Annotated in this window: 26 protein-coding genes and 2 pseudogenes; 14 read left to right on the top strand and 14 right to left on the bottom strand. The window is 64.3% G+C overall.

Features of this window, described 5'->3' with window-relative positions; translation table 11 throughout:
* Nucleotides 1–235: 235 nt before the first annotated feature.
* Both QYM41_RS16680 and QYM41_RS16675 read left to right on the top strand, forming a co-directional pair.
* Complete coding sequence (locus QYM41_RS16680; RefSeq protein WP_368800897.1) at nucleotides 236–400, top strand: hypothetical protein; 165 nt, start codon at nucleotides 236–238, stop codon at nucleotides 398–400.
* 39 nt (nucleotides 401–439) lie between these two features.
* On the top strand, nucleotides 440–769 hold the full coding sequence (locus QYM41_RS16675; protein WP_368800896.1) for a histone-like nucleoid-structuring protein Lsr2: 330 nt from the start codon (nucleotides 440–442) through the stop codon (nucleotides 767–769).
* Nucleotides 770–963: 194 nt separating this feature from the next.
* Here QYM41_RS16675 and QYM41_RS16670 read toward each other — a convergent pair whose 3' ends face one another.
* The 5 genes from QYM41_RS16670 to QYM41_RS16650 all read right to left on the bottom strand — a co-directional run bounded on the left by QYM41_RS16670 (nucleotide 964) and on the right by QYM41_RS16650 (nucleotide 9117).
* Nucleotides 964–1173 carry a helix-turn-helix domain-containing protein gene (locus tag QYM41_RS16670; RefSeq protein ID WP_368800895.1) on the bottom strand — a complete coding sequence of 70 codons (210 nt, stop codon included), beginning with the start codon at nucleotides 1171–1173 and terminating at the stop codon, nucleotides 964–966.
* Nucleotides 1170–4289: a type I restriction endonuclease subunit R gene (locus QYM41_RS16665; protein ID WP_368800894.1), complete on the bottom strand. Its 3120-nt coding sequence runs from the start codon at nucleotides 4287–4289 to the stop codon at nucleotides 1170–1172. The genes QYM41_RS16670 and QYM41_RS16665 overlap by 4 nt, the downstream gene beginning before the upstream one ends.
* A complete protein-coding gene (locus tag QYM41_RS16660) occupies nucleotides 4286–5503 on the bottom strand; it encodes a restriction endonuclease subunit S (protein ID WP_368800892.1) in 1218 nt (405 codons plus the stop codon). The genes QYM41_RS16665 and QYM41_RS16660 overlap by 4 nt, the downstream gene beginning before the upstream one ends.
* Nucleotides 5500–7449, bottom strand: a complete 1950-nt coding sequence (locus QYM41_RS16655) for a type I restriction-modification system subunit M (RefSeq protein ID WP_368800891.1) — start codon at nucleotides 7447–7449, stop codon at nucleotides 5500–5502. Before QYM41_RS16655 ends, QYM41_RS16660 begins: the two co-directional genes overlap by 4 nt.
* A gap of 420 nt (nucleotides 7450–7869) precedes the next feature.
* Nucleotides 7870–9117, bottom strand: a complete 1248-nt coding sequence (locus QYM41_RS16650) for an IS256 family transposase (RefSeq protein WP_272027980.1) — start codon at nucleotides 9115–9117, stop codon at nucleotides 7870–7872.
* Between the two features lie 147 nt (nucleotides 9118–9264).
* Between QYM41_RS16650 and istA the strand changes: the two are divergent.
* From istA to QYM41_RS16620, 6 genes and pseudogenes are all read left to right on the top strand, one after another.
* Nucleotides 9265–10510: pseudogene (istA, locus tag QYM41_RS16645) on the top strand (IS21 family transposase).
* Nucleotides 10510–11292, top strand: a complete 783-nt coding sequence (gene istB, locus QYM41_RS16640) for an IS21-like element helper ATPase IstB (RefSeq protein ID WP_368800890.1) — start codon at nucleotides 10510–10512, stop codon at nucleotides 11290–11292. Before istA ends, istB begins: the two are co-directional and overlap by 1 nt.
* Nucleotides 11293–11612: 320 nt before the next feature.
* Nucleotides 11613–12452, top strand: coding sequence for a hypothetical protein (locus tag QYM41_RS16635; RefSeq protein ID WP_368800889.1), 840 nt, complete (start codon nucleotides 11613–11615; stop codon nucleotides 12450–12452).
* Nucleotides 12453–12509: 57 nt separating this feature from the next.
* Nucleotides 12510–12737, top strand: a complete 228-nt coding sequence (locus tag QYM41_RS16630; RefSeq protein WP_368800888.1) for a DUF2188 domain-containing protein — start codon at nucleotides 12510–12512, stop codon at nucleotides 12735–12737.
* Between the two features lie 54 nt (nucleotides 12738–12791).
* Nucleotides 12792–13535, top strand: a complete 744-nt coding sequence (locus QYM41_RS16625; RefSeq protein WP_368800887.1) for a DUF1889 family protein — start codon at nucleotides 12792–12794, stop codon at nucleotides 13533–13535.
* Between the two features lie 393 nt (nucleotides 13536–13928).
* Entirely contained in the window at nucleotides 13929–14258 is a 330-nt protein-coding gene (locus QYM41_RS16620; RefSeq protein WP_368800886.1) for a histone-like nucleoid-structuring protein Lsr2, read from the top strand.
* Between the two features lie 469 nt (nucleotides 14259–14727).
* Here QYM41_RS16620 and QYM41_RS16615 read toward each other — a convergent pair whose 3' ends face one another.
* Together QYM41_RS16615 and QYM41_RS16610 are read right to left on the bottom strand one after the other, a co-directional pair.
* The gene (locus tag QYM41_RS16615; protein ID WP_368800885.1) at nucleotides 14728–15078 is read right to left on the bottom strand and encodes a hypothetical protein; all 351 of its coding nucleotides are present in this window, start codon (nucleotides 15076–15078) and stop codon (nucleotides 14728–14730) included.
* 78 nt (nucleotides 15079–15156) lie between these two features.
* Entirely contained in the window at nucleotides 15157–15435 is a 279-nt protein-coding gene (locus tag QYM41_RS16610; RefSeq protein WP_368800884.1) for a hypothetical protein, read from the bottom strand.
* A 311-nt stretch (nucleotides 15436–15746) separates the two neighbouring features.
* On the opposite strand from QYM41_RS16610, the gene QYM41_RS16605 reads away from it, so the two are divergent.
* The gene (locus QYM41_RS16605; protein ID WP_058874560.1) at nucleotides 15747–16382 is read left to right on the top strand and encodes an AAA family ATPase; all 636 of its coding nucleotides are present in this window, start codon (nucleotides 15747–15749) and stop codon (nucleotides 16380–16382) included.
* Between the two features lie 683 nt (nucleotides 16383–17065).
* Here QYM41_RS16605 and QYM41_RS16600 read toward each other — a convergent pair.
* The 4 genes from QYM41_RS16600 to QYM41_RS16585 all read right to left on the bottom strand — a co-directional run bounded on the left by QYM41_RS16600 (nucleotide 17066) and on the right by QYM41_RS16585 (nucleotide 20315).
* Nucleotides 17066–18328 (bottom strand): Y-family DNA polymerase, encoded by a 1263-nt coding sequence (locus QYM41_RS16600; RefSeq protein ID WP_368800883.1) that lies wholly within the window; start codon nucleotides 18326–18328, stop codon nucleotides 17066–17068.
* Nucleotides 18329–18346: 18 nt separating this feature from the next.
* Nucleotides 18347–18772 carry a LexA family protein gene (locus tag QYM41_RS16595; protein ID WP_368800882.1) on the bottom strand — a complete coding sequence of 142 codons (426 nt, stop codon included), beginning with the start codon at nucleotides 18770–18772 and terminating at the stop codon, nucleotides 18347–18349.
* A gap of 235 nt (nucleotides 18773–19007) precedes the next feature.
* On the bottom strand, nucleotides 19008–19874 hold the full coding sequence (locus QYM41_RS16590; protein ID WP_368800880.1) for an alpha/beta fold hydrolase: 867 nt from the start codon (nucleotides 19872–19874) through the stop codon (nucleotides 19008–19010).
* A gap of 33 nt (nucleotides 19875–19907) precedes the next feature.
* Entirely contained in the window at nucleotides 19908–20315 is a 408-nt protein-coding gene (locus tag QYM41_RS16585) for a hypothetical protein (RefSeq protein WP_368800879.1), read from the bottom strand.
* 151 nt (nucleotides 20316–20466) lie between these two features.
* Between QYM41_RS16585 and QYM41_RS16580 the strand changes: the two genes are divergently transcribed.
* Complete coding sequence (locus tag QYM41_RS16580) at nucleotides 20467–21519, top strand: LysR family transcriptional regulator (protein ID WP_368800878.1); 1053 nt, start codon at nucleotides 20467–20469, stop codon at nucleotides 21517–21519.
* Here QYM41_RS16580 and QYM41_RS16575 read toward each other — a convergent pair.
* The gene (locus tag QYM41_RS16575) at nucleotides 21468–22616 is read right to left on the bottom strand and encodes a hypothetical protein (protein ID WP_368800877.1); all 1149 of its coding nucleotides are present in this window, start codon (nucleotides 22614–22616) and stop codon (nucleotides 21468–21470) included. The genes QYM41_RS16580 and QYM41_RS16575 overlap by 52 nt on opposite strands.
* 270 nt (nucleotides 22617–22886) lie before the next feature.
* Entirely contained in the window at nucleotides 22887–23102 is a 216-nt protein-coding gene (locus tag QYM41_RS16570) for a hypothetical protein (RefSeq protein ID WP_075872786.1), read from the bottom strand.
* Between the two features lie 240 nt (nucleotides 23103–23342).
* Here QYM41_RS16570 and QYM41_RS16565 point away from each other — a divergent pair, with 240 nt between their 5' ends.
* Genes QYM41_RS16565 through QYM41_RS16550 form a run of 4 tightly spaced genes read left to right on the top strand, consistent with a single transcriptional unit; the run spans nucleotide 23343 to nucleotide 25808 of the window.
* Nucleotides 23343–23756 carry a hypothetical protein gene (locus QYM41_RS16565; protein WP_368800876.1) on the top strand — a complete coding sequence of 138 codons (414 nt, stop codon included), beginning with the start codon at nucleotides 23343–23345 and terminating at the stop codon, nucleotides 23754–23756.
* Nucleotides 23756–24757 carry a hypothetical protein gene (locus QYM41_RS16560; RefSeq protein ID WP_368800875.1) on the top strand — a complete coding sequence of 334 codons (1002 nt, stop codon included), beginning with the start codon at nucleotides 23756–23758 and terminating at the stop codon, nucleotides 24755–24757. Before QYM41_RS16565 ends, QYM41_RS16560 begins: the two co-directional genes overlap by 1 nt.
* The gene (locus tag QYM41_RS16555; RefSeq protein ID WP_368800874.1) at nucleotides 24754–25347 is read left to right on the top strand and encodes a hypothetical protein; all 594 of its coding nucleotides are present in this window, start codon (nucleotides 24754–24756) and stop codon (nucleotides 25345–25347) included. Before QYM41_RS16560 ends, QYM41_RS16555 begins: the two co-directional genes overlap by 4 nt.
* Before the next feature lie 11 nt (nucleotides 25348–25358).
* A complete protein-coding gene (locus QYM41_RS16550; RefSeq protein WP_368800873.1) occupies nucleotides 25359–25808 on the top strand; it encodes a hypothetical protein in 450 nt (149 codons plus the stop codon).
* Nucleotides 25809–26109: 301 nt separating this feature from the next.
* On the opposite strand, the pseudogene QYM41_RS16545 reads toward QYM41_RS16550, so the two are convergent.
* Nucleotides 26110–26937 (bottom strand): annotated as a pseudogene (locus QYM41_RS16545) (peptidase S8/S53 subtilisin kexin sedolisin); the annotation flags it as partial.

Here is a 26937-nt window from a genome sequence, read left to right as displayed (position 1 = left end):
ATGGTACCTTTATGGTCCGTTCAGATGGTGAGTCTCAGCGCCATGCTGCGGCTGTAAAAATCTAATTCGGGAATATGGGACTGAAACATAAAATAGTGCACCATACGTGGTTTGAAGCCAGGGGCAAAGCAGTTAAGTCCACAACGGGGCCAAGCGTGGGCCCAGACAAGCGATCGTCTCTGCCACGGCTTTCACCGCGCACTACGGCATCAACACCACGAAGACGCGGCGATGTATGCCCTTCGTGGAGGACGACATACTCTGCGTTGACCTCACCGAAGAGGGCTCCGTCATCACCGACAACCAGCCCATGACCATGGCGCCGGCGGACTCCGCGGAGACGTTCGCTGAGGATGCTTCCTCTGCTTCGCCCACCCAGGATGACCTCGACCACCCCTGAGCCCACTCCCCACCCCAGGTATCAAAAGAAACACCACCCATGGCCCTGAAAGTCGAAGTGCACCTCGAGGACGACCTCGAAGGCGGTCCCGCCGACGACACCATCACCTTCGCCCTGGACGGCAAGGATTACGAGATCGATCTGTCCACCACGAATGCCGAGAAGCTGAGGGAGGCGCTGCGCCCGTCGGCGGAGGCCGGCCGCAAGATCACCCGTGGGGCCGGTGCCCGCGGTACTCGCACCCGCGCCGCAGGCAGTGATCCGGACACCGCCAAGATCCGGGCCTGGGCCAAGGAGAACGGCCACGAGATCTCCGACCGCAGCTGGATCCATCAGTCCGTCAAGGACGCCTACTACGCCGCCCACTGAGCAAGTAGCACGCCGAAAGGCAATGCACGACGTCGGGCCCTACGTCGACGAGGGCTTGGCGCCGTTATCGATGATGGGCAGACAGTTCTTGTCTTATGAGCCCAGCGCTGCCCGTACCGACCCGTCCATCGCCATCGATTGCCTCTGACGCTATTGTTCGGAGTAGGGGCGTTGATCATGCCGGCGAATTGAGATCAGGCGCGGTCCTTCAACTCCAGCGTTAGCCCCAGCGCCTGAGCGATCTTGGCGATGCTCGCGGTCGTGACGTCGTGATTTGCTTCCACCCGGGCGATGGTCGGGCGAGAGACACCTGATCTTTCGCCGAGTTCCGCCTGCGACCAGCCGTGCTTCTTTCGGGCCTGACGGATGGTGTCGCCGAAGTTCACCTGCTCGGTCTCGCTCATGATTCCGATACCGCCTTTTCGGCCTTCGAACTCGAGTCAGCTCGGTGCTGGGCGTGAAGTGCGTCCGCGGCGATGTCCGCTATCTGCCCGAGGAACGCCGGATCGGTCATGTACGACTGAATTTCCTGAGACTCCTGGCACGTCTTCAGCACCGCAAGCCCGACAGCGCTGCCGAAACCCTCGGAAGCCTTGAGCTGTGCGACGGTGTTGTTCTTCGCCATCGCCACGGCCTCGTCGTTCGCATCGAGGAAGCCCCAGAACGTCGTGAGGAAGCCGGAAACGCTCTCAGGACTCACATCGACGCCCTTGGCCCGGAACATCTCGTTCACGCGCTCGATCGCCTCATCGAGGGGACCACGCTGGGGTGCGCCCCCCGGCTTGTACTCGCCATCAAATTCCGGGAGCTTGATGCCCTCGCTGCTGCCCTCGCTCAACGAGTGGTCCTCGTTAATGGCCGACGGCACAAGTTTGACACCTGAGAGCTGTACACCTTCGAGGTAGCTGTCGTCGTAATCGTTGCCATCGGTGTGGAGATTGCGCCCCAACAGGGTCGCGAGGATCGCGCGGCGGTGCAGCTCTGGGTCCTGGTAATCGACGATCTGGCTGAGGAACTGCCAGGCGTTGCGGTAGCTGAGCACATCAGCGCGGAAGCCTTCCAGCCTCTCCTTCTGCGCCTTGTCCTTGGCTAGCCTCGCCTGTCGCCACTGACCGTTCCAACGGTTCTTGATCGGCGAGAGGGCCTTTGCGATGGCTTCACCGCCATCGTCGTTCAAGAAGGCGTCAGCGACCGCGCTCATCTCATCGTGAGAGTAGAGCCCCGCCGTGTCGAGCCGTTCACCGATCGTGTAGAGCGCGTTGGGATCGACGTCTCCGTCGACGTGCGCGTCTGCGTAGTAGAGCTTGAAGTCCTTCTCGATGCTCGCCGGCGTGTTGCGGAAGTCGACGACCATCGGGGCGGTCTTGCCTGGATAGATGCGGTTCAGCCGCGACAGCGTCTGAACCGTGGCGACGCCGGAGAGCTTCTTGTCGACGTACATGGCCATAAGGCGCGGCTCGTCGAAGCCGGTCTGAAACTTGTTCGCGACAATGAGGACTCGATAGATGTTCTCCTCTCGGAACGCCTTGGCGACGTCGCTGCGCTCGTTTACTGAAACCTCGGTGACGCTCTCACCCGTCTCGTCGGCGAGAGAGCCTGAGAACGCCACCAGTGTGCTCATGTCGGTGTAGCCCTGGGCCGCGATGTAGCTGTCCATTTTCCTCGACCAGCTCAGCGCCTCCATGCGAGAGCTTGTCACGACCATGGCCTTCGCCTCGCCGTCGAGCATCTGCATGACGTTCCGTCGGAAGTGCTCGATCACGACGCGGACCTTTTGCGCGATCGCGGTCGGATGGAGGCGGGCGTAGCGGACGATGTTGGTGACCGCCTCGCCAGTGTTGACCTGAATCTCGGACTCGTCGCCTTCGAGCGTGTTCTTCACCCGGAGGAACATGTCGTAGGTCGAGTAGTTGGTGAGTACGTCGAGGATGAAACCCTCTTCAATCGCTTGGGCCATCGTGTAAGTGTCGAAGGCCTCCCAACGGCCGTCGCGCTCGGTGCCGAACAGGCGCAGTGTTTTTGACTTGGGAGTCGCAGTGAGGGCGATGAAGGTGATGTTGCTCGAAGCGGCGATCGCCGAGTCCTTGGCCTGTAGCAAATCGTCGGCGCTGATGTCCTCCTCGTCGGCGTCGAGCTCGACGTCGGCGAGTAACTCCTTAAGCTGACGCGCGGTGGAGCCCGACTGCGACGAGTGCGCCTCATCCGCGACCACGGCCCAGCGCCTACCGCGCAACTCCTGCGTGTCTTCGATGAGCTTCATCACCTCCGGGAAGGTCTGCAGGGTACAGGTGATGATGTGGTCGCCCTCGAGCAGGGCTTTATTCAGCTGCGGAGACTTCGCGCCGGACTTCTCGCCGACGGTCACGACGAGCCCCTTGCTCGACTGCACCAGGTTCATGTCGTCGCGGATGTTTTCGTCGAGGACGGTGCGATCCGTGACGACGATGACGGAGTCGAAGGTCGACTTCGAGTCAGCGTTCATGTGGCGGATCAATCTGTGACTGAGCCATGCAATCGTCTTCGTCTTGCCCGAGCCGGCCGAGTGCCAAATCAGGTAGCGCTTGCCAGTGCCGTTCGCCTCGATGTCGGCGACGACTCGCTCGACGGCGCGCAATTGGTGGAACCGAGGGAAGACCAGGCGTCCCTCGTCCTTCTTGCCGGACTTGCTCGGCTCGAATAGTGCGAAGTCCTTGAGGATACGCATGAACATCGGGCGGGCGAGGATCTCGCGCCACAGATAGTTCGTTGACGAGCCGGTGCCTGACGGCGGGTTTCCCTCGTGGCCGTCGTTGCCCTGGTTGAAGGGCAAGAACACCGTGTCCCCGCCCTGCAGCTTCGTGGTCATGTAGACGAGGTCGTTGGACACTGCGAAGTGCACCAGAGCGCGGCCAGGCGCGAGTAACGGACGGTTCTTGCCGGGCTTGCGATCCTCCTTGTACTGCCGGATCGCGTGGTTGACCGTCTGCGTGTTGTCGGTCTTCAGCTCTAGCGTCGCGACAGGTAGGCCGTTGGCAGTGAGTACGACGTCGAGGGTCTCGCTAGTCGTGGTGTCGAAGCGCACCTGACGCAGGATGCGCAGGCGCACCCCGGCCGCGGCCTCGACTACCTCCGTCAGATTGGGATTCGCTGGCGGGAACGCCATCATCGGCCCAAACTTGGCCGCAGGCCGGCCAACTTGGGCGTACGTAAAACCCTTACGCAGCACGCCGAGCAGCCCGCCGACCGGGTGGCCGGTGATTGGATCCATCTTCGTGGACTTGGCGAGTTCCTTGGTGATGTGCTGGAGCAGTTTACGTTCGGCGTTGGTCTTCTGCCCATTGATTAGGTCGCTTGGCACAGCTTTCTCGTACTCGTCCGGGCACTGCGTGCTGAGCCACTGCAGGACGTCGTCCGGGACCATCGCGAGAGCGATGTCCCATCCCGTCGACTTGCCGCTGGCCTCGTACAGCCAGCCGCGCTCCGCGAGTTCTGCGCAGAGGTTTTCTTCGAACTCGAGTTCCATCAACTGCGCGTGGCTCATGCGACTTCCTTCCGTCCCGTCACAACATCGACGAGGAATGTGGAGGAGCGCTCGACGAGCAGATCTCGCAACCTTGCAACCTTCGCCAGCATGTGATCGATATTTCCTGTGACCTCGTCGAGGTAGTTTGCGATACGGCTCTGCTCATCCATTGGTGGTAATGGCACAGGCATCATGTCGAGGGCTGTCTTCGTCACACGTTGCGCGTTTGGGCGGACACCAGTGCCAATCGTTCCGAAGTAGTCGACATACCGAGGGCTGCGGAAGAGATGGTGGACGTATCGGGAGTAGAACCGAGGCGAGATCCAAAATGCTTTGTAGTCAGGGCTGATGTACCCGGTGAGCGACGAAACTCCGAGCCCGCCGTGGTTCAGCCACATCATGTTTGCGGCCAGCTGGTTCGGCCGGACAACACGGTAGTTCGACACGTCGAGGGATGCTTGTTGTCCGTTCGTTCGAGTGTTCAGCTCGACGCCTCGGTACTCCGAGATCGAGAGCAGCGGCCCCTGTGGGTTCTCGCCGTTGCGCTCGGTGCTTTCGAAGAAGTCATATCCGAATTTCGTGCGCTGCCAGTGGTCCGGTATCCCCGCCAGCGGCGAGTGTGCATCTTCGCGGTGACTCACGTATCCGTCGGATAGGCCGAATAAGGCAGCGGTGTCAGTGGCCCGCTGTCTCAAAGCCTTGGTCAACTCGTCGAGCTTGCTGATCATCGCGTCGACCTCGTCAAGGCGGGCGGCGATGTCACGCTGAACATCGAGCGGTGGCAGCGGGACGCGAATGCGGGACATACGTGTGAAGTTCGTCGACCACAGGTCATCAACGATTCCCGCACCCCAGCGGAAGAACTCGTCCTGGAACGCGGTACTGCGCAAGAGGTGGTGGCCGTATTCAGCAACCATAAGTTCCGGTTTCGGCGTCATGACCGAGTACACGAGCGAGACGCTTCCGTCCTGGCGCGCCAGCCCTGAAGCCCCGCGCCGATCGGATCGGGAGTTGATGACCAGGTCGCCAGCCCGCACGAGCTTGCGGTCGCCTTCGGTTTGCGTCTTGGCGACACCCGCAAGCTGCGGAGTCACGCCGCGCTTTCCTACCGAAAGAGCAGGGAAATCGGTCTCACCGACCTTCTCGTTGCGCTCAACGACGATGGATCCAATTGGAGCCATGGGGAAGACCGAACTTTCGAGCAAAGACTCGTGAACCGCAGGAGCAGTCACTTTTCGCTCACCGCCTGGAACATGTCAGCAAGCTCACCCATGAGCATCTGCACTTCGGAGTCGATCTCGGTGAGCGGCCGAGGCTCCTTGGGCGCGTAGAAAATCCGTGTGAACGGAATCTCATTGCCATGCTTGGCCTTACTCACGTCGCACTGGGCGTCGGGAGAGAACGGCAGCACCTCATGTTCCATGTGTTCGGTGAGATCCTCGCTGAGCGGTACGCGCTCGGTGATCTTCCAGCCGCTGGCGGTGACAGGGTTGCCCCTGCGGTCGACGGCCAGCGGTGCAGAGTCATCAGGCGCAGCCATCGCCTTCATGACCGCGTCGACGAGACCCATCGGAGCCTTCAAGCCAGCCTCCTTGGCAGCTTCCGGGAAGGTCTTCGGCAGGTCGTTCCACGGCGTGCCGTCTAGTGACTCGACCATGGCCACGTGCGCGTCGGTGAAGTCCTTGCGACTACGCAAAATTTCGACGGCCTCCTCGCTGAAACGAGTTACCAGTCGCGCCTGCTTGTAGACCGGCACATCCCGGAACATGAAGTCCGCCGGGGTCATCACGCGCGAGATCGCTGGGTCTGCGTGCTCGAACGCCTTATAGGCTTCAAGCACCGCGTTCCGGTTACCCCTCTTCATCTCGCGGCGCTTTTCACCCATGGGCCTGCGCAACAACGTCCACTCACCCGATCCGTCGATCAGTTGAATCTTGCCCTCGCGCTCAGGGTCCTTGTTCGCGTCAAGAATCCAGACGTAGGTCGGGATGCCGGTGCCGTAGAACATGCTCGGCGGCAGGGCGACGACCGCGTCGATGAGGTCTTCATCGAGGAGCCACTGACGGATCGCGGTCGGGCCCTTATCGCTGTTAAACAGGGGCGCGGCGTTGGAGACCACCGCGGCACGGCCGCCCTGGCCGTTCTTCGTCGCCGGGCTGAGCTTCGAGGCGCAGTGTGCCAGGAATAGCATCTGACCGTCCGCAGTGCTCGGCAGGCCATGGCTGAAGCGCGAGCCGTGCACTGCGGCCTGTTGACGGACGGACTTCTCATCAGCCGACCAGTCGCTCCCGAACGGCGGGTTCGAGAGCACGTAATCAAAAGTTTGCCCTTCGTAGAGGTCCTCGACGAGGGTGTTGCCCTGCTTGATGGCGTCCGGCCGGCCCCCCTGGATAAGCAAGTCGGCCTTGCCGAGAGCAAACGCGGAGGGCATGAGCTCCTGGCCGTAAAGCGTCACGTCAATCTTTTCGTTCAGCCGCTTTAACGCATCCTGGGCGATGAGTAGCATGCCGCCTGACCCAGAGGTCGGATCATAGATCGAGCGCGCCGCGCTCTCGCCGGCGAGGGTGTCGTCGTCGTTGGCGATGAGGATGTCGACCATGAGCTTGATCGCATCGCGCGGGGTGTAAAAGTTGCCTGCAGCCTTCCCCTTCTTGTTGAAGGCGCGGTACATCACGTCCTCGAAGACATCACCCATCGCGGTGTTCTCGAGTTTGCTCGGGGCCAGGTCCAGTGTCGAGAAATGCTTGACGACGGCGTGCAGGCGGTTTGCCTCGGCGAGTACCTTCGCCCGGCGCGCGAAGTCGAACGAGATCCAGATGTCCGCGATGTTGTTCGAGAAGCCGTCGATGTAGCTCTTCAAAGACTTTTCGACGTTGTCGTCGACGGACGCAATCGTGGCAAGGTCGAGTGGCGAGACGTTGTAGAAGCTGAGCTTGAATCGATCCTTGACTGCGATGTCGATCAGATGCGGGGGCAACTCCCCGAGTGAGGCGACGAACTTTGCCACCTCATCCTTCGAGCCGGCGAGCATGCACTCCAAGCGCCGCAGCACGGTGAACGGCAGGATGTAGTCGCCGTAGTCCTCCTCGTCGACGACGTTGCGCAGGAACTTGTCTGCGGTGTCCCAGACGATGCGTGCGGTCGTCGCACTCCTAGATGTCGCCGTCGGCTCTGCCATGCTTGCTCGTTCCTGCTAGTCGCAATCTATTCTGTATCAAAAGCTTTACATGCAACAACGTATCAAAAACGTGACATTTTGGTGGTGTCGAGACTGCTGGAACCCACCGTTGAATTCGCCTGGCGCCCGAAGTTCTGTATTCCGACGTCATCGACACGGCAATCGCCTCAGACAGGGATGAGCGCCTCAGACAGAGATGAGCCCTCCAACAGGACCAGTGGCGCGCTGATTGGGACCCCTACTACGCCGCTCGATAGGCCTTCCACTCCCACACTCGGACAGGCTCTCGGGCCTGTCCGAGTGATTCGCGGCAGCGGTGTCGGTGCTCCTTGAAAAGGAGGCCAGTTCCGCTCCTCGAAAAGTAGGCCACGGTCAAGCCCCAGGTAGTGGTGTAGCGCCTGTGCATCCTTTTCGTGGTTGTTAGGCGCTGAGGGCCAGGGCGGGGTCGGGGTTCACCTCGCTTCCGGTGTCGTCGACGAGGGTGAGTCGGCAGCGGGCCAGGACCTCGAGACCGAGATAGCGGCGGCCTTCGGCCCATTCGTCGGTCTGTTCGGCCAGCACGGCACCGACGAGGCGAACGATGGCCTCACGGGTGGGGAAGATGCCCACCGCGTCGGTGCGGCGACGGATTTCCTTGTTCAGCCGCTCGGCGGGGTTGTTGGACCAGATCTGCATCCACACATCCTTCGGGAAGCCGGTGAACGCCAGCAGGTCCTCCCGGGCATCGGCCAGATGCTCGGCCACCGCGGGCAGCTTCTCGGCGACGTAGTCGATCAACCGGTCGAACTGGGCGTCGACCGCGGCGGCGTCGGGCTGGTCATAGACGCTGTGCAGCATCGCTTTCACCGCCGGCCACATCGACTTCGGCGTCACGCCCATCAGGTTCGCCGCGTAGTGGGTCCGGCACCGCTGCCAGGCTGCCCCGGGCAGGTTCGCCGCGACGGCCTCGCGCAGGCCCCGGTGCGCGTCAGAGGTCACCAGCCGCACCCCGGCCAACCCGCGGGCCACGAGGTCGGCGAAGAACTCGTTCCAGGCCGCCCCGGTCTCGGCCGTGGCCACGCGCATCCCGAGGACCTCGCGGTGCCCGTCGCCGTTGACCCCGGTGGCCAGCAGCACGACGGCGTTGACCACGCGCCCGCCCTCGCGGACTTTCATGGTCAGTGCGTCGGCGGCGACGAACGTGAAGGGCCCGGCCTCGTCCAGGGGCCGGTGGCGGAAGGACTCCACGTGCTCGTCGAGGTCGGTGGCCATGCGCGAGACCTGGGACTTCGACAGGGAGTTGATGCCCAGGGTCTTCACCAGCTTGTCCATCCGGCGGGTCGAGACCCCGGCGAGATAGCAGTCGGCGACCACGGTGATGAGGGCGGACTCGGCCCGCTTGCGCCGCTCGAGCAGCCATTCCGGGAAGTACGTGCCGGTGCGTAGCTTGGGAACGGCGACGTCGATGGTGCCGATGCGGGTGTCGAGGTCGCGGTGCCGGTAGCCGTTGCGCTGGGCCACCCGGGACGGGGACGGTCGACCCCATTCGGCGCCGACCACCGCCTCGGCATCGGCCGACAACAGGGCGTTGATCACCGTCTGCAGCAGGCTGCGCATCAGATCCGGAGAGGCGTCGGCCAGGGCTTCACCGAGCAGGCCGGCAGGGTCGACAATGTGTGGTGCGGTCATCGTGATGACTCCATTCGAGAGTGCTGTGAGAGGTTCGCTCGAAGGATCACACGGTGACCGCGTCTACGTCTCTGACGACGAGCGAGGCCACCGCGCTACACCACTATCAGGGACTCAACTTAGGCCACCCGGCCCCAGATTGGGTGGATGATTTCAGTGCAGGACTGGGCGGAGATTCGTCATCTTCACTTCGCGGAAGGCCTTTCGGCGCGGGCGATCGCGTCCCGGCTGGGACTGGCGCGGGCGACGGTGTCGCGGGCGCTACGGGCCGAGGCGCCGCCGAAGTATTCCCGGCCGCCAAGACCGTCGGGCTTCGACGCCTACGAGCCCCGGGTGCGGGCGTTGTTGGCCCAGTTCCCCACGATGCCGGCATCGGTGCTGGCAGAGCGGGTGGAGTGGACGGGCTCGGCGTCGTGGTTCCGCAAGTGCGTGGCGCTGCTGCGCCCGGAGTACCTGCCGAAGGATCCCGCGGACCGGCTTCAGTATCGGCCCGGGGATCAGGCCCAGTGCGATCTGTGGTTCCCGCCGACGTCGATCCCGCTCGGGGCCGGGCAGGTCGGTACTCCGCCGGTGCTGGTGATCGTCGCCTCGTATTCCCGGTTCCTCACCGCGAGGATGCTGCCCTCGCGCACGAGCGAGGATCTGGTGGCGGGGATGTGGTCGTTGCTGGCGGACCAGCTGGGGGCGGTGCCCCGGCGGCTGGTATGGGACAACGAGACCGGCATCGGACGACGGAACCGGCTCGCCCAGGGGGTTCCGGAGTTCACCGGGGCCCTGGGCACCCGCGTGGTGCAGTTGAAACCCTTCGACCCCGAGTCCAAGGGCATCGTCGAGCGGATGAACCAGTACCTCGAGACCTCGTTCCTGCCCGGCCGGCGCTTCACCTCACCGGTGGACTTCAACGCGCAGCTGGCGCAGTGGTTGCCGGTGGCCAACCAGCGGCGGGTACGAGCGATCGCGGCCCGCCCCGCCGAGCGGATCGGCGCTGACCGGGCCGCGATGCTGCCGCTGCCCCCGCACGCCCCGGCGATCGGGCGGCGGAGCCGGATCCGGCTGGGACGGGACTACTACATCCGCGACTGCCGGCAACGACTACTCCGTGGACCCGGCAGCGATCGGGGCCATGGTCGAGGTGCTCACCGACCTCGACACCGTCACGGTCATCGCCGACGGGCAGATCCTGGCCGCCCATCAACGGGCGTGGGCGAAGAACATGACCATCACCGACCCAGCGCACGTGGCCACCGCGGCCACGCTGCGGGCCGCCTTCCAGCAGCCCCGCTCAGTCCCCGATGACGAGGAGCTGCTGCGGGATCTGTCGGTCTACGACCGCGCCTTCGGCGTGGAGATCGAGATCGACGAGAACACCACTCTCGACGGGGAGGTCGCCTGATGAGCGAGGACACGCTGAAGCAGATTGCCTACCTGGCCGCAGCACTGAAAGCACCCCGGATCACTCAGACGGCCGCGAGGCTGGCCGACCAAGCCCGGGCAGGCGGGTGGTCGCACGAGGACTATCTCGCCGCGGTCCTGGACCGGGAGGTCGCCGCCCGCAACGCTTCCGGGGCGAAGCTGCGGATCCGCGCCGCAGGATTCCCTGCCCCCAAGACCGTCGAGGAGTTCGTCTTTGATCACCAACCCGGCATCCGCCGGGCCGATCTGGCGCCCTTGCTGGCCGGTCACTACCTCGCCGAAGCCCGCAACGTCGTGCTGTTGGGCCCGCCCGGCACCGGAAAAACGCACCTGGCCATTGCTTTGGGCGTCGCCGCCTGCCACACCGGCCACCGGGTGCTTTTCGGCACCGCCAGTCAGTGGATCGATCGCCTGTACCGCGCGCACGCCCAGGACCGGCTGGCCGCTGAGCTGGCCAAGCTCAAACGCTACGGACTGATCATCGTCGACGAGGTCGGCTACCTGCCCTTCGAACAAGACGCAGCGAACCTGTTCTTCCAGCTCGTGTCCTCCCGCTACGAACACGCCTCGCTGATCCTCACCAGCAACCTGCCCTTCGCCCGCTGGGGCGAGGTCTTCGGCGACCAGACCGTTGCCGCCGCGATGATCGACCGCGTGGTTCACCACGCCGAGGTCCACACCCTCAAAGGCGCCAGCTACCGGCTCAAACACCTCGGAACTGACACGCTCCCTAGCGTCGCCATCACCGAGCAGACAAACTAACCACAACCACGTGGCCCACTATTCGACGAGCACCACCGGCCCACAATTTCAAGAGCGCTGACAAGCGGAGCCGCGTTCGGCGACTTCTCCAAATAGGCAGCCATCCCGCCACCCTAGGCATGACGATGAAGACAAAAAGAGGTTATGGCCCGACGCGGGACCACGATGCCACCCATGCCCGTATCGACGGAACACCGTGTACGGGGCATGTTCAGCGGTCTGCTGACGCCTCCCGGGCAGGTCATGGCCGAGGCACCCCATCCGGCCAAAGCACGGGCCAGTTGATCCGAGGTTTTTGAAACAGGGACATAATCACGTTCGTGAATCCTTTGATTGACCTCATCGCGCCGTTGCTTGCTGCTGCCGCCTCGGCCGCAGGTATTCCCATGGCCTTGGGTCAGCTCACTCTGGCCGCGCGGCTACGGCACCAGGCCGCCTACTGGCGGGAGGAAGCGGAGTCCAAGTCGCCCACCTTCGATCGATCGGTAGCTCAAAGTCTCCAGCGTGAGACCACCGCGAAGCTGTTGGCGCTGCACGCCGTCCCCGGCCGGCAGCTGTTGCTCGCGGCCTTGGTCATCCTCCTCGGCCTCGGCTGGGCGGCAACAACGGCGTCCTACCTCGGGACCATTCCGACCGACTCGCCGGTCCGGGAATCACTCACCGCAGAGAATCGCGGTGTCACCGCCGCAGGGCTCGGGATGGTGTTGCTTGTCTGCTACGGCATCATGCGGTGGTCCAATTCGATCCAGGAGCGGCGCCGGATTGCCCAGGCATATCTCGACGGGCAGTCTCTGGTGGCGAGAAGCGTGGACGGTTTCGCCGGCCGGCAAACGGTCGATCAGGTCGGATGGCAAGGCGTGGCCGTGTTGCTCTCGCTCGGGGTTGGCCTGTGGTGCCTGAGCGTGTTCATCGGCTTCGCCCAGGGCTTCAGCACCCGAGGAGTGACGGAAGGGCCACCCTGGTTCAGCTGGCTGCTGTCCATCGGGGTGTTCTGTTTGATCTGCAGCGCTGTTCTGGGCCCCTCCTGCTTCGCACGCGCCCCCTGGAAGCACCCGCACCCCCGCCCTTTGCAGGAAAAGGAGGGCGACGGAATCACCCCCTGCGCCGACGTTCAATCAGTGGTGACATCACAGAGCTCATTAGGTCGTCGGACCCCCTGAGTACATTCGATTACATAGGGATAGCACTCCGTTACTGATACTCGAAAGGGGAATGGCATGGCTCGTAAGCCCAGCGTCACGACGTACAACGAGGACGGCGTGTGGAAGAACAAGGTCGAAGGGAACAGCCGCGCCAGCAATGTGTCGGCCACGAAGGCGCAGGCCCAGCGAACCGGGCGGCAGATGGCCGTGGCCCGGGGTGCTGAGCACGTCATCAAGAACAAGGACGGTCGTATCGGTGAGAAGAACTCCTACGGCAATGACCCGCATCCGCCGAAGGGCTGAAGCCGGTCATGACTGTTGTGCTGCGCTTCGAGCCGAGAAAGTAGGCCTTGACCCATGGTGATGTTCGAGCCTCAGCGTGATGTCCCCCGCGCGTACGTCGCTCTGCCCGTCCTGCCCGAGGATGCGGTTCGTCCGGCCCTGAAGTGGGCCTTCGACCACAGTGAGACCCCAGCTTGGGAATCGATTGGATTGCGGGTTCCGCAGCGCGGTTACATCCGGGACGTCCCCGTGCTCCAGGAGCTGGAGAAACGCGGCGTGCGCATCAGCGCTGACCGGCACACCAGCAGCAATCAAAGCCCCAGAGGGCCGTTGATTGTGTACTGCCCCAACAGGGAGTCCCTGGTTGCGGCCGAGGACCTCCGTGGCGCCTCCGCCATCGTGGCGATCTCCACCAACAATGAGTGGCTCCAGCCCTGGGTGGACGCTTACCACCCGGAACACCTGGGCGGAGACGTTATCCCTCCCGCCAACCCCACTGTCCGCGAACCCGTCGTCTGGGAGGCCCTGATGGACTTCACCGGCAGCATCAACAGCAGCACGGGACTGGGGCACCCCAGCGACTTCGACCTTGTCCTGGACGGACTGCAACAACTCCGAAAGCATGGCTATGCCTTCACCGCGGACGAGCTGCTAGCCGGAGCCCTGAAATTGAACTGGCGTGGCAGCTCTGCCCTGGAACTCCACCAGCTCGCCCGTGAGGTACTCGCCGGCAAGAACAAGCGCTACAGGACCCCCTCCAGGGTCTCCAATTCACGCCTACTGGACTTCTGGGAGGAAAAAGCCACTGGGAAGCGGTGACAACCAGCTGGATGACTCGGCAAGGTCGACTCGTCTATGGCGATTTCAAACTCGATCGAACTTCCAATCCCTACCGAGGCCGCCGCTCGTTCCCAATAGCAGGGAACGCCCACTGCCCGGCGTGTCCGTCTATACCGATGGCCCGACGCATGCGTCGGGCCATCGGTATATCTGTAAGTGATGTCTATGTGAGCGCGCCCGCCGCTTCCAAAGGCAATTGAATAACCATGGCCCTTTGTCGGTAGAGTGAGTCGGTGCGTGAAAACGCTCATCCCCATCGGTGGCACTTCGACTTACCCCAATACCTTATGGGAAAGTGAACCGATGCTGGCGTTCCAGACAGTGAGCGCATTCCGGCGGAAGACAGAACGAGATCAAGGAAAAGGTGTTGTGATGGCTCAGAGCGTGCAGATCATTCTGGAGGACGACCTCGAGGGTGGTCCTGCTGAGGAGACCGTCCAGTTCGGTCTGGACGGCCGGCAGTACGAGATTGACCTGTCCACCGCTAACGCGGAGAAGCTGCGGGAGGTCCTGCGCCCCTTCGCTGCCGCTGGCCGGCGGGCCCAGTCCAAGCCCACCCGGACCACCGGGACACGTTCCTCTTCCGGTGGTAACCCGGAGACGGCGAAGATCCGGGCCTGGGCGAAGGAGAACGGCTACGAGGTCTCCGACCGCGGCCGCATCCACCAGTCCGTCAAGGACGCCTACTACGCCGCCCAGTAGACCCCCACTCCCCCGCCCGGACACGCCCTCGGGCCTGTCCGGGTGCTCCGCGACGGCAGGGTCTGATGCCGGCGGCCACGGCCGCGGCATCACCGGGGAACGTCTCGGGGCAGGGCTCGAGCACGGGGGCCCTCACGATGGCCTCTCCGCACGGTGAGCAGCCGGTGACGGGCTGAGGATCCGTGTCCGGCCACGGTGCCGCCGGGACGCCCCGCGCCCAGTCTGGACAGCGCTGGTCGTCCCTTTGGCGCCCGGGAACAGACCTCGCTGGGGGTTGGCCCTGGCTCCTTTCGGAAGGGGTCGCGGGCACCCGGGTCGATCGAAGACCCACGGAACCACCCGCCCCATCCCGCCGCCTGTCCCCAGAAGAAGAGAACCCGGCCCACCAGCGACGGTGAGCCGGGTTCCTTCCTCGCCGACCATGGGAAAGCCGCCCGAGGCCGCACCCCTCCCCTATCGAGGGCCGGTGCTATCGGTTGAGCTGTTGGGCGTAGGCGCGCACGGCGTTCTCGATCACCGCGCGGGCGGTGCCGTCGTGCTCGGTGAGCTCTTCGATCAGATCGGAGACGTCCTGGGCCACCCGCACCCCGAGTTGGATCGTGGGTTCCCGGCGCGGCCGGCCGCGGCCGCGCTTGGGCGCAGCGACCGTGGGTTCCCCCGCCGGTGCCGCTTGCACCGGCGGGGTCGCCACCACCGGTGTCGCGGGCTGGGGCGAGATAACGCGTGGAGATGTGTAGTCGACCGGGTCGATGTGCTCATCCGGGGCCGGACGGGGCCGGCGACGCTGGAGTGATGCGGGACGCTCGGGCTGCTCGGTCATCGCAGCACCTTCTTCGCGATCGCCGTGTAGGCATCCAGCACGCGGGAGCCCTTGCGGTATTGGCCGTACCACTCCCCTTCAGATCCGTACCTCTTGGACGATGGCCCGGTCCGGGATCAACGGCTCCAAGAACAACCCGGTGGCGCGCAGCTCCTCGAGGCTGGCCACCGCCGCCCGACTCATGATCGTCTCCTTGACCCCGCCGACCACGATGCCGGCCTCGGTCAGGGTGTCCGGGGCGCCGAGCTGCTGGCGGTGCCGGCGGAACTGGGCGACCGTGCGCCTCGCCCCGTCCACCCCGTCGATGCCATCGCTGGTGGCGGTGGCGGCGTAGACCACGGTGTCCGCAGCGTTCAACGCCGACAACGTCAACGGCCCACCCTGCCGGTTCGGGCAGTCAATGACCACCACATCCGCTTGAAGGCCGGTCAGGGAGATCTTCAGCCGCAACTCCGCATGATCGGCCCGGTCGGCCTCGCGGTTGGAGACGTTGCGGGCCGAGGTAAGCACCCGGAGTTTGGGGTGCCACCCGCTGGGCACAACGAGCTCCCCCCGCAGACATAGGACAGACTTCCCCAATCACACAATTCTGGTACCAGACTAATACAATATTGGTGTGGTACTAGTTTGGTACTTGAGTAGCATTATAATGGTGTTACTGTGGTGCCATGATCATTGTCTTTGGACATCAGAAGGGCGGAACGGGCAAGTCGACGCTCACCGTCAACATGGCCGTTGAGCTGCAACGGCAGGGAAAAGACGTACTGTTGGTCGACGCTGACCCCACCATCCGCACGACCTCGAACTTCACCACTGACCGAGAAGAAGCCGGACTCCCCTCGATACAGTCCGTACAGAAGTCGGGATCACTACATAAGTTCCTGGAAGAGTTTCGACCTAAGTTCGATCACATCTTGGTCGACGTCCCGGGCAAGGACTCCAAGGAGATGCGCACAGCGCTCACCGCCGCGGACATGCTGATCAGCCCTACGCGCGCCACCCAAGCTGACCTCGACGCTGTGGCCGGCCTTCTGGAGACGGTCGAAGGAGCCCAAGACTTCAACGAGGACCTCAAGTCGATGCTGGTTCTGAATTTTGTCTCCTCGAACGTATTTACCAAGGAGCGAGAAGAAGCGCAGTCGTACCTCGAGGACTTCCCCCGGGTGCGACTTGCTGAAACCGTGCTGCATCAGCGCAAGGCTTTCGCCGACTGCCTGGCCGACGGCAAGGGAGTCGTAGAGATGCGCGATGCCAAAGCCAAGGCCGAGATCCAACTGCTGACCCAGGAGGTCTTCTCATGGTGAGGAAACGTGGCCCGGTTGCCACCAATCGCGAGGAAGAGATCGAGCGGTTTGCAGCGGCAGCTGAAGGCTCTGGATCCGGGGCCCCCGAACAGGGGCCACCCCTGAAGCCGTGGAAGCGGCGGGCACGAATCGGAGCCAAGGTGAAGGGGTACAACTTCCGATTCAACAACACCCAGCACGCCTTGCTTAACTATGCCGCTGAAGCTGAGGACACCTCTCAGCAAAAGTTGATTGAAGAGCTCGTATGGCCAGTGCTCGAGGAGCGATACGGTCAGAACGTGCCCCTTAAGTAGTCATTACTCATACCACACTGATGTGGTGTTGGTACTAAACAAGTACCAACATGGTGCCGTATCGACAGTGGTCGGTACGGCACCCCCATGTCCGGTCATCGCCGTGGGGTAGCGAATCATCTCCTAGCAATTGCGCTACCACTACACCATCCGAGGAAGTCCACTGGGGTAGTGGTCAGTGCGAATAAAGGGGGGAGTGGCCAGCTCCAGAGGGTCGAACATACTGAAATCACACCACACCAGTACCATACTAGTACCACACTCATGCGGCACTGATGTGGTACTTATTCCTGGCAGTGACCCCCTAAAGTGATTCGCCGTCCCGCCAGTGCCAAGAAGATGTGTGACAGCTGCCATTTCCTGAAGCACCCCCGGGTGGTGAGTTATCGGTCAGCTGACGGTGCGTAGTTCGTTCCAGTCGGTGGTGTACCTGGGGGAGAGGTCGGTTTGGCGGTTGGCCCAGGGGGTGGGGGAGTGGGCGCCAAACCCACCGAGAGCGAGGGTGCCGGTGCCGAAGCGGCGGTTCACCGCGTCGATGAGCTCCCCGAGGGGTGCGGGTTGTTCGAGGACTCCGGGCAGGACCGGCACGGCCCCGTCGGGGGCGAGGTCCAGGCACAGGATGCCGGCGCGCATGTAGGACATGCCGTGCATCAGCTTGGGCACCAGGGCGGCCCGGGCTGCCGCGACCAGGGGTCCGGGTTCGTTGGTGGGCACAGCCAGGCGCACGTTGGCCGAGACGTTGTGGGTGGGCCCGGGCCGGTGCGGGGAAGTAGAGGCAAACACCGTGAGGCGCCCGGCCACCTCGTCTTCTTTGCGCAGCCGGCGCGAGGCGCGTTGGGCGAACTCGGCCACGGCCGCCCCGACAATCTCCGGATCCCATATCGGGTCCGGGAACGACCGGGAGACCAGGATCTGCTGCTTGGTAGCGGCGATGTCTTCAACGGGGATGGCGGGGTGCCCGTTGAGCTCTAACACGATGCGCATCTGCACCACGGAGAACGACTGCCGGATCGCCACCGGGTCCGCATCGCGCAGCTGCGCCACCGTCTCGATCCCCATCGCTTCCAGGCGCTTAGCCAACCGTCCCGCGATGCCCCAGACCTCGGTCACCGGCAGCTGGACCATCAGCCGGTCCCAGTACCCCTGAGGGGCCTGATCCCAGTGCACGACCCCGTGCGCGGCGGGCAGCTTCTTCGCAGCCTCGGTCGCGATCTTGGCTCGCGTTTTCGTGCTCGCGATGCCGATGCTCACCGGCAGACCGACGTTGCGGGCCACGGTGGCTTTCAGCCGGCGCGCCCACCGTGCTTGCTCGGCCGGTGTGCCGTCCGGGGGAATGAGGAAGCACTCATCAATCGAGTACACCTCCTGGCCACGGGCATGGCGGGCCAGCAGCAGCATCACCCGCTCAGACAGATCCGCGTACAGCTGGTAGTTGGAGGAACGTTTGATCAGCCCCCACCGGACGGCATCAGCCCGCAGCTGGAACCAGGGGTCACCCATCCGGATCCCCAGGTTCTTGGCTTCGGGGGAGCGGGCGACCACGCAGCCGTCGTTGTTGGACAGCACCACCACCGGTTTGCCGGTCAGGGAAGGTTCAAACAGTGCCTCGCAGGAGGCGTAGAAGTTGTTCACGTCCACCAGGGCAATCACCACACACCACCACCCGCTCGGTTAGTGGACGTGGCGGATCCCGTAAACCACCACACCCCAGACCACCAGTTCCGACAGGGACGGAACCTCGACGTCGGGGTAGGCCGGGTTCTCCGGGTGCAGCACCACCCGGTCGGGGTAGACGTGGAGGGTTTTGATGGTGAAGTCCCCGTCCAGCACCGCGATCACCACATTGCCGTCCCGCGGGGTCAGTGACCGGTCCACGAGGACCTCGTCGCCGTGGTAGATCCCGATGCCTTCCATGGAGTCTCCGGTGACGCGGAAGAGGTAGGTGGAGGTGACATCGCGGATCAGGACCTCGTTGAGGTCGATCCGCCCGTCGTCGAAGCTGTCCTGGGCGGGGGAGGGGAAGCCGGCCGGGACACGGACCAGGACCGCGTTCACCAGCACCGGGTCGTCAATGGTCAGCGGCACGGGGGGTCTCATATCGCCAGAATAGAACACATATTCGATATTTTAACGCTCATACTCGCTACAGACGTATATATCTACGGTTGACTCGTGTTGATGCTCCGGATTCTGGCCGGTGGCCCGGACATGCCAAGGACCCGTCCTCGATGGGAGCGGGACGGGTCCTTGGGTTGGTTTACCCCTGGTGGGTGTTGGCGTTCCGACATGTGAAGGGTGGCTTCGTCTGTCGGTGGCCGCGGTAGGGCCAGGCTCAGGAGCTGACGGAGGCCCCCTTCTTGGTCTTGATCGCTTCCAGGGCCTGCTTGAGGTAGCCGGCGAAGACGGGGTAGTTCTCGCTCATCGGGAAGTGGCCGATCTCCTTCATCTCGATGAAGTCCGCATTGCGGATCTGTGAGGCCGTGCGCGCCCCGTCCTCGGGGGTGGTGAGGTAGTCGTACTCGCCGGTGAGCATCACCACCGCGCACTGATCGGTGTCAATGTCTCCGAGCTTGCCGCGCAGATCGTGGTCCACGGAGTAGAAGTGCAAATCCCCCTTGAAGGCCTCCGAGCCCTGGGTGTAGTAGAACCAGGTCTTCCACCGATCGGCGTCCGGGGACTGCGGAGCCATCAGATCCCACGTCCCGCTGGCGCAGACCTGGGCGGCGTTGGCGTGCGGGTGCTGCCACCAGTCCAGGTAGAAGCCCGGGGAGTAGTCCGCCCCCTCCACGGGGATGACCGCGGCGAAGCGGTCCGGGCGCCGGTAGGCCAGCTGCAGGGCGATGTTACCGCCGAAGGAGGAACCCATGAAGATCGGGTTCTCCAACTCCAGGGCATCGCACAGCGCGAGAATGAAGTTGGCGTAGTGATCGGCGGTGAGCTTGTACTCCTCGGTCCACCATGCCGTGTTCTCCGGCGGGTCGGACTTGCCGTGCCGGGGCAGGTCATAGGCGATGACCCGGTAGTTGGTCGTGATCTCCTCGTCCTCGAGCAGATCCCGCCACTGGTGGTTGTGGCAGCCGGCGGTGTGCTGGCAGATCAGCGGCTGGCCGGTGCCGTTCTCGAGGTAGAAGACCTTGTACTCCAAGCCGTCGACCTCGACGGTGACGTAGTGGCCGGTGACAGGTGAGATGCGAGCCATGAGAGTTCTCCTTTTCCAGGCGGTGCAGAGGAGTCAGACGGGGACGCCGACAGTGCGCAGCAGTTCGATCTGGCGGGTGAGGCAGCGCAGGTTCTGCATCAGCACCAGCACATCCCCTTCCAGGCGCATGTCGCGCTGGAAGGACGCCGACCAGATGCCGTGGAACATCGGCGCCGGCATCTCCACCCCGAACTCCCGCCAGGTGGCGGCACTGGCACGGATGGCGAACTGGTACGGGGCACCCAGGGGGCCAGGATCGATGCTGATCTCAGCGACCTCACCGGCGTTCATCCGCACCACGACGGTGTGGTCTTCCATGTCCAACAGATAGGAACACGTGAAGTACTTCCCGTGCGCCTGGATCTCCGGATCCTGGTCATTGGCAGTCCTGAAGACCTCGGCCCATTGCTGGACGGAGGTGGTCTCGGTGGTGGCAGTCATGTCGTGGTCCTTCCCGGTGCTTTCGGGGTTGCCGTGGCGATTTACCACCCCCATTGCACCGTGGCCCCGATCACATGGCCATGACCGGTCTGCTATCCCGCAATAGGCCATACCTATTGGCTCCGGCCGGGCCGCTCTCTACCGTGGAAGGATGCTCCCACCATTTGAGTTGCGTGTCCTGCGGTACTTCGTCGCTGTTGCCGAGGAGCTGCACTTCGGGCACGCGGCCACCCGGCTGCACATCGCCCAACCGTCGTTGAGTGTGCAGGTCCGCAATCTGGAACGTTCCGTGGGTGCTCCCTTGCTCGTCCGCTCTCCTCGCGGGGTGAGTCTCACCCCGGCCGGAGAGGTGCTCCTGGACCATGCCCGAGCTCTGCTGGCCGCCGCCGACGTCGCCGCGGAGGCCACCCGGCGCACAGCCCAGGGCATGGGCCAGAGGCTGGTGGTGGGCTTCCAAGCCAACGCGGCGGCTGAACTGACCCCGAAGGTCCTGGCCGCTTACCGTCAACAGCATCCTGAGGTCCACCTGCAGATGCGTTCCTACCCCTTCGCCGATCCCACCGCCGGGCTGGCCGATGGCAGCGCCGATGTTGCTTTCATCCGCCCGCCGATGCCGGAATGCGAAGGGCTCCGGGCCGAACCGCTGTTCACCGAACCGAGAATCCTGGCCATGCCGGATACCTACCGATTCGCCTCCCGGAAGACGGTCTTCGTCGAAGAGCTGCTGGACGACCCCTTCGTGGCCCGCCACGCCCCTGAGATCTGGCGGGACTTCTGGCTGGCCATCGAAGCCCGGGGCGGGCAACCAGCCCGCATCGGCGCCGATGTGAAAACCGTCGACGAGTGCTTCGAAGCCATTCTCAGCCACCAGGGCATCGCCTTCACCCAGTCCTCCACCCAACGCTTCTACAACTGGCCCGGCTTGGCCTTCGTCCCGGTCGAGGATCTGCCGCCCTCGACCGTGAGCATCGCCTGGCGAGAGGACACCATCAGCCCCACCGCACGAGCCTTCATCACCACCGCCCAAACCATCGCTGCTACCACCCCGGTTCCCGAAGCCGTGACGTTCCCCGCCGCGCACCCCACCCACGCCACTGACACCCCGATGCTGACACCCGCCTCGCCGGCGAGAACCGTTGAGCAGGACCCCTCTCATCCCGTGGTTCCAGCGCGCCGGGCAGCTTCGGCCAGGCCAGCCGCATAAGCGGCCGCGAACCGCTCCTTCACCGGGCGACGCACCACCGACGCCCCCGACCTAACGGTCACATCAGCCGCTGAAGCCTTCGCCGCCTGGCGAGCCGCGTGACGTTCAGCGGCCGCGACGGCCTCGGCCCTCCGCTGCTCGGCTTCGGCCGTCGCGCGCTGGTCGGGGGAGCGGTGCGGGGTGCCGTCCTGGTAGGTCCAGGCGCGCAGCCGGGCGGCGAACCAGGCCCCGGGGTGGGTGATCCCGGTGACCGCATCGTGGGTGTAGCGCGCCCCGGCCGGGGTCCAGTCCAGGGCGTGCAGCACATCGGCCACCGTCCAGCCGGCCTCGAAATAGGGCTTGGCGACCGAGACGACGTAGGCGGTGGTGATCCGCCGTAGCACCAGCGCGTGGTGTTGCATCTCCAACCCCGCCCAACGATAAGCCTGCTTCCAATCCGACCGGGTCGCCCCCACCCTCGAAGGCTGAACCGTTGCATGAGCTGGCCACAGCGGAGCTGTCCGCTGGGCAAGGGCGGCTTGGACCTCCCGTCGCTGCGCGGCGGCTTTGGCAGAGGGTCGCGGCGTAGCCGCGTCCTTTGGGGAAAGGTTTTCGCGCGCGTGCGGGGGAGAACATACCCCCTCTAGGGGGACCGGGCCGACATTTATATCCACAACCTCTGCTGCCTCCTCTTCCGTCTTCTCGGCCGGCGTAGGCGTGGGCGTAGGAGGTGCGGGGACGGTGAGGGCGTAGACGGGCGCCTCACCGTGCTTCTTGCCGGTGGCCCGCGGGGTGTAGCGGGCGGAGCGGCCCGTGGCGACGACGGCGAGCAGGCCCCAGTCCTTGAGCCGGCGGATCATCCGCCCGATGCTGTCCTCGTGCACCCCGAGGCGTTCGGCGACCCAGGCCCAGGTGGTGCGCCAGGTCCGTGAGGCCGGGTCCTGCTGGACGGCGATGACCTCGACCAAGGCGGCCATGTTGGCCCGGCCATCGGCGCGCATCAATTCCAGGGCCGGGTGCTCCAGGACGGCACGCTTCCAGACGACCACGTGCCGGGCCAGACGGCAGCCCTTGGGCACGGCGCGCAGCACCACGGCCTTGGAGCGTTCATAGGCCACCCGCACCCGCCGACGACGCGACGGGAGCTCTCCGGAGGCCTCGAGGGCAGCGTCGGGGGAGGAGTGTGACCGAAAATCGGCGCGGTTGAGTGATGAGGGGTCCATTTGCGGACGCGCCTCAGGTACACTAGGGGACACAACAGTCCCCTGGTATTGGGTTCATGACAGGTTCCGATTCAGTTAGCTGTTGAAACGGCTGTCTAGGTCGCCAAACTTGCGACAGCCGGATGACTTCGACGGCCCGCCCTGCCAAGGCGGGCCGTCAGTCGTTTAAGCAGAGTTAGCCAGCGGTAGGCGCGGCTCCTCCCTGTTGTCGAGCTTGTTGGGTCGTCCCGCATCGCGGTCGATCAAGGCACCGATGTACTCGGCCATGCTGAGTCCCGTTCGATGAGACGCTTCGACGGCCGCGCGATGCTGCTCAGGAGACACACGCGTGGACAATGCCACTTTGTGTCCTTGCAGCTTCGGTTGCTGGTACTCGGTCATGAAGCCATCGTTGCACACCGCAACCGCAACCGGTAGCGGTGTGGGGTGTGTCTCCACGATTTCCTGGCCCCCTTGATTCTGAAACCTGAGGTGGTAAAGACGCGCCGAAGGCTCCCGTCTGGATGTATCGCATCCACCATACATTCTTTTGAACATGTTCAACATAAACATGTTCAAGTTCCAGGTAGCCTGGAGAGCATGTCTTGGCTAGGGGGAACTGTTTCCCGTTCCGACTCCGATGTGCTGGCTGAGTTGCCGGACCATCTCACCTGGGAGGGTCTTCATCTGGAGGTGCAGCGTCGGCACGGCAAGCCCATCCACATCAAGCCCGCCCCGGCGGGATTGGGCCATGACGTCACGGGCCTGTGGTTGGAGAAGGCTGAGCGGTCCTGGATTTTCCATGCTGCCGGGGAGAGCGAGCTGCTGCGCCGGCACGTGATCCTGCACGAGTACGGACACATCCTCCTCATGCACGGTGGCTGCGAGCTGACGCTGGGAAACGCCTTCGCCCACATCGGGGGCTCCCGGCGGATCAAGACCCTTCTCGGGCGTTCCTCGACCTGGACGGCCCAGGAGATCGCGGCAGAGAACGCCGCCACGCGGTTGGCCGCCAGACTGACCCAGCAGGTGGATCCTCTGCTCGAGGCCTTCTGATGAGCCTCGGAGCGGTGTTGAGTCTGCTCAAGGCCGTGGCGTGCATCTTCGCCGCCGTGGCAGTGGTCGTTCGTCTGCCACGAGTGGCGCGGCGACGCCGAGTGGACTTCGTCTGGGTGGGCACGGCGTTGGCAGCGCTGGCCTTCTCGGCCAACGGGGTCATGGTTCCCGAACGGACCGTGGATGCGTGGCTGGGCGGGGAGAACATCTTCCATCTGGTGCGCAACTTGCTCGCACTCAGCGCCGTATGGTGCCTACGGGCGGCCCTCGTCCAGTCCCTGCAGCGCAGGGACTGGAGCCGGTCGCGGACATTGCGGGAGACCGCCATAGGTAGCGCCTTGCTGCTCGGGCTGACGGTAGCGTTCTTCTCGATCGACCGGGGCCCCACCTCGGGAGCGTTCATTCCGGACCATCTTGCCCAGGACGGCACACTGGTCTACACACTGCTCATCATGGTGATGGGAGCGTGGAACGCCGCCGATGTCGCCCGTGTCGCCTTCCGGGAACTCACCCTGCGCCAGCTGGCGCACGACCGCCTGCTGCGACCGGCCCTGCTCGGCCTGGGTGTGGGAGGTTCTCTGCTCGTGCTCGGCTGCACGCTCGAGGCCGGCTACGCAGTCCTCGGGTATTCAGGCACGTGGGATGCTGTAGCTGTGGCCCTGCGTGCCTCGTTCGGGCCGGTCTTCCTGCCCGGGGCCGTGCTGGTGTGCTTGGCCGTGGCGTGGCTGGGTCTCTACGCCCAAGGCCGGCGCCTGAAGATGGGTCTGCGCATGGACATCCTGAGGATCGCCCCGATGTGGGCCCAACTCGGCGCGGACCGGTGGAGCCCTGGTGGGCGCCCTCCGGGCTGGCGCAGCGCCCTGTCGGCTGATCCCCAGAAGGTTCTCTACAGTGCCGTCATCGCCGTCGAAGACGCCCTGCGGGCAGAGAACGCGGGCCTGTCGGAAAAGCAACGGTGTGCCCTGCAGGCCGCCGAGAGGAGATTTGAACTCACATCATGAGCACCTCGATCGTCGTCCCCCACTGGGAGCGAACCGCCACGGAAGCCTTCCAGCCTCCGGTGCTGCTGGCGGCGCTGCTCATCGCGCTGCCCTGGGGGGCGAACCCAACTGCGGCCTCGCTGTGGTGGGGAATCAGCGCGGCCCTCATTGTGTGCGGCATTCCGCTGGCCGTGGTCCTCATGCTGGTGCGCCGAGGGGTCCTCACCGACCACCACGTGAGCGTGAAGGAGCACCGCCGCCCGGTGATGGCCGGAGTACTGGTGCTGGTCCTCAGCTACCTCACGGCGGCGATCCTGCTGCAGGGGCCAATCGAAATCGTGGCGCTGCTCGTGGCCACGTTCCTGGCCGGGCTGGTGATCGCTGTGGTGAGTCCGTGGTGGAAGATCTCCGGGCACGGCATGATGATGGGCGGAACTATTGTTGCCCTGACAACATCCTGGGGTGCTGTCGGGCTGCTATTCGTTCCGGTGGGCCTGGCGGTGTGCTGGAGCCGCATCCGGCTCCAGGACCACACCGGGCCGCAGGTGATCTCAGGCTTCATCTACGGGCTGGCCTTCCTGGGCAGCATCTACGCCTGGATCGTGACATGAGGAGAAACCACGTGGGGGACGCCAACCGGGAACGCTCAGCCCAGATCTTGGCCGACAAGATCAACCTGCTGTTGGATACCCTGCGCACCGAAGCCGGCCAGCCCTACGACTTCACCACGATCCAGCAAGGCCTCAAAGAACGCGGTGTCGCCATTTCGCGCACGAGATGGCACTACCTCAAGACGGCAGACACCCGGGTGCGCCCCGACGAGAAACTGCTCCGGGCGCTGGGGGAAGTGTTCGGCGTGGACCCGAGATACCTCGTGCAGGAGGACGGTCCGCTCCCTCAGCAGGTCGAGCAAGAACTCCAGACCGTCCGCGCCCTCCGACGAGCCGAAGTCCGCAACTTCGCCGCCCGAGCCCTCGGCCAGATCGACCCCGAAGGGCTCCAAGCGATCCTTGAGGTCATCGAGGAGAACGAAGCGGCCACCAGGGACAACCCGACACAGCAGTCGGATTGAAAGAGTTCTCCCCCAGAGCCGCTACGCGCACCATAAGTCTCCGATTCTTTGGCGTCCGCTTCATAAGCCATGGGTTATGACACAGCCGTGTTGCGAGACAGATGAAGTGTGTTGCTCCGTTGGTCAGGGTGGTGGGTCGAGGGGTGCAGGCGGTGCCGAGCTCGCACATGACGAGGACTGAACGCGGAGTCAGTCGAGGCGACGGCAGGTTCTGGGGGCAGCCCCGGCAGTACAACGCCCCTCATCAGCAGAGGTGCTGATGAGGGGCGTTGCTGTGTCTGGGCCCGACTTGTGCTGATGGTCAGCGTTTGAAGGTGGTTTTCCAGGTGCCGGGGCCGTTCACGACGTAGCCGGTCTGGGCCTTGGTCTTGATTTTCACGGTGCCGGTGCCGGGGTAGGTGCCAGGGGCCGTGATCGTGCCGTTGACCAGGTAGTCCACGCCTTCGGTGTCCGGGATCGTGTAAGTGTCGGCGGCAGTGCCCTTCTCATCAGAGAAGACCACCGCGCCCGGGGTCACATGAGTAGGAGACTTCTTGAAAGCCTGTTTCCACGAGGTGGTGGCGTCCTCGCTGAAGACGTACCCGTCCTGGGCGCGGGCGGTGATCTCTACGGTGCCAGTGCCCTTGGCCTTATAGGTTCCAGGGGCGGTAGCTGCGCCGTTGACGTAGTACTGAACCCCTGTGGTGACAGGAATGGTGTAGGTGCTGGGCTTGTCGGTGATCACCGGGGCCGCCGGAGTGACAGCCATGGTGGCCGCGAAGGTGTTGCTCCAACTGGTGTCCGCACCATCTGCCAGAACGTAGTCCGCCTTTGCATGAGCCGTGACGGTGATGCTGCCGGTGCCGGGGTAGGTGCCGGCCGGCTTCACGACCCCATTGACCAGGTACTCCACACCCTCGGTGGCCGGGATGGTGTAGGTGTCCTTGGTGGTGCCGTCCTCATCGACGAACGTCGCCGCGGCCGGGCGAACCGTGGTGGGCGGGACGTAGTCACTGAAGGTGTGCCCCCAGCGCAGGATGTAGCCATCGGGCACCACATAGCCGGGCTGGGCGCGGTAGGTGACGGTGATGCTGCCGGTGCCGGGGTAGGTGCCGGCCGGCTTCACGACCCCATTGACCAGGTACTCCAC

Source organism: Kocuria oxytropis (assembly GCF_040981195.1).
In the GTDB taxonomy this organism is placed as follows: Bacteria; Actinomycetota; Actinomycetes; order Actinomycetales; family Micrococcaceae; genus Kocuria; species Kocuria oxytropis.
Note: the sequence above shows the minus strand (reverse complement) of the source record. Positions and strands in the feature narration are given on the sequence as shown.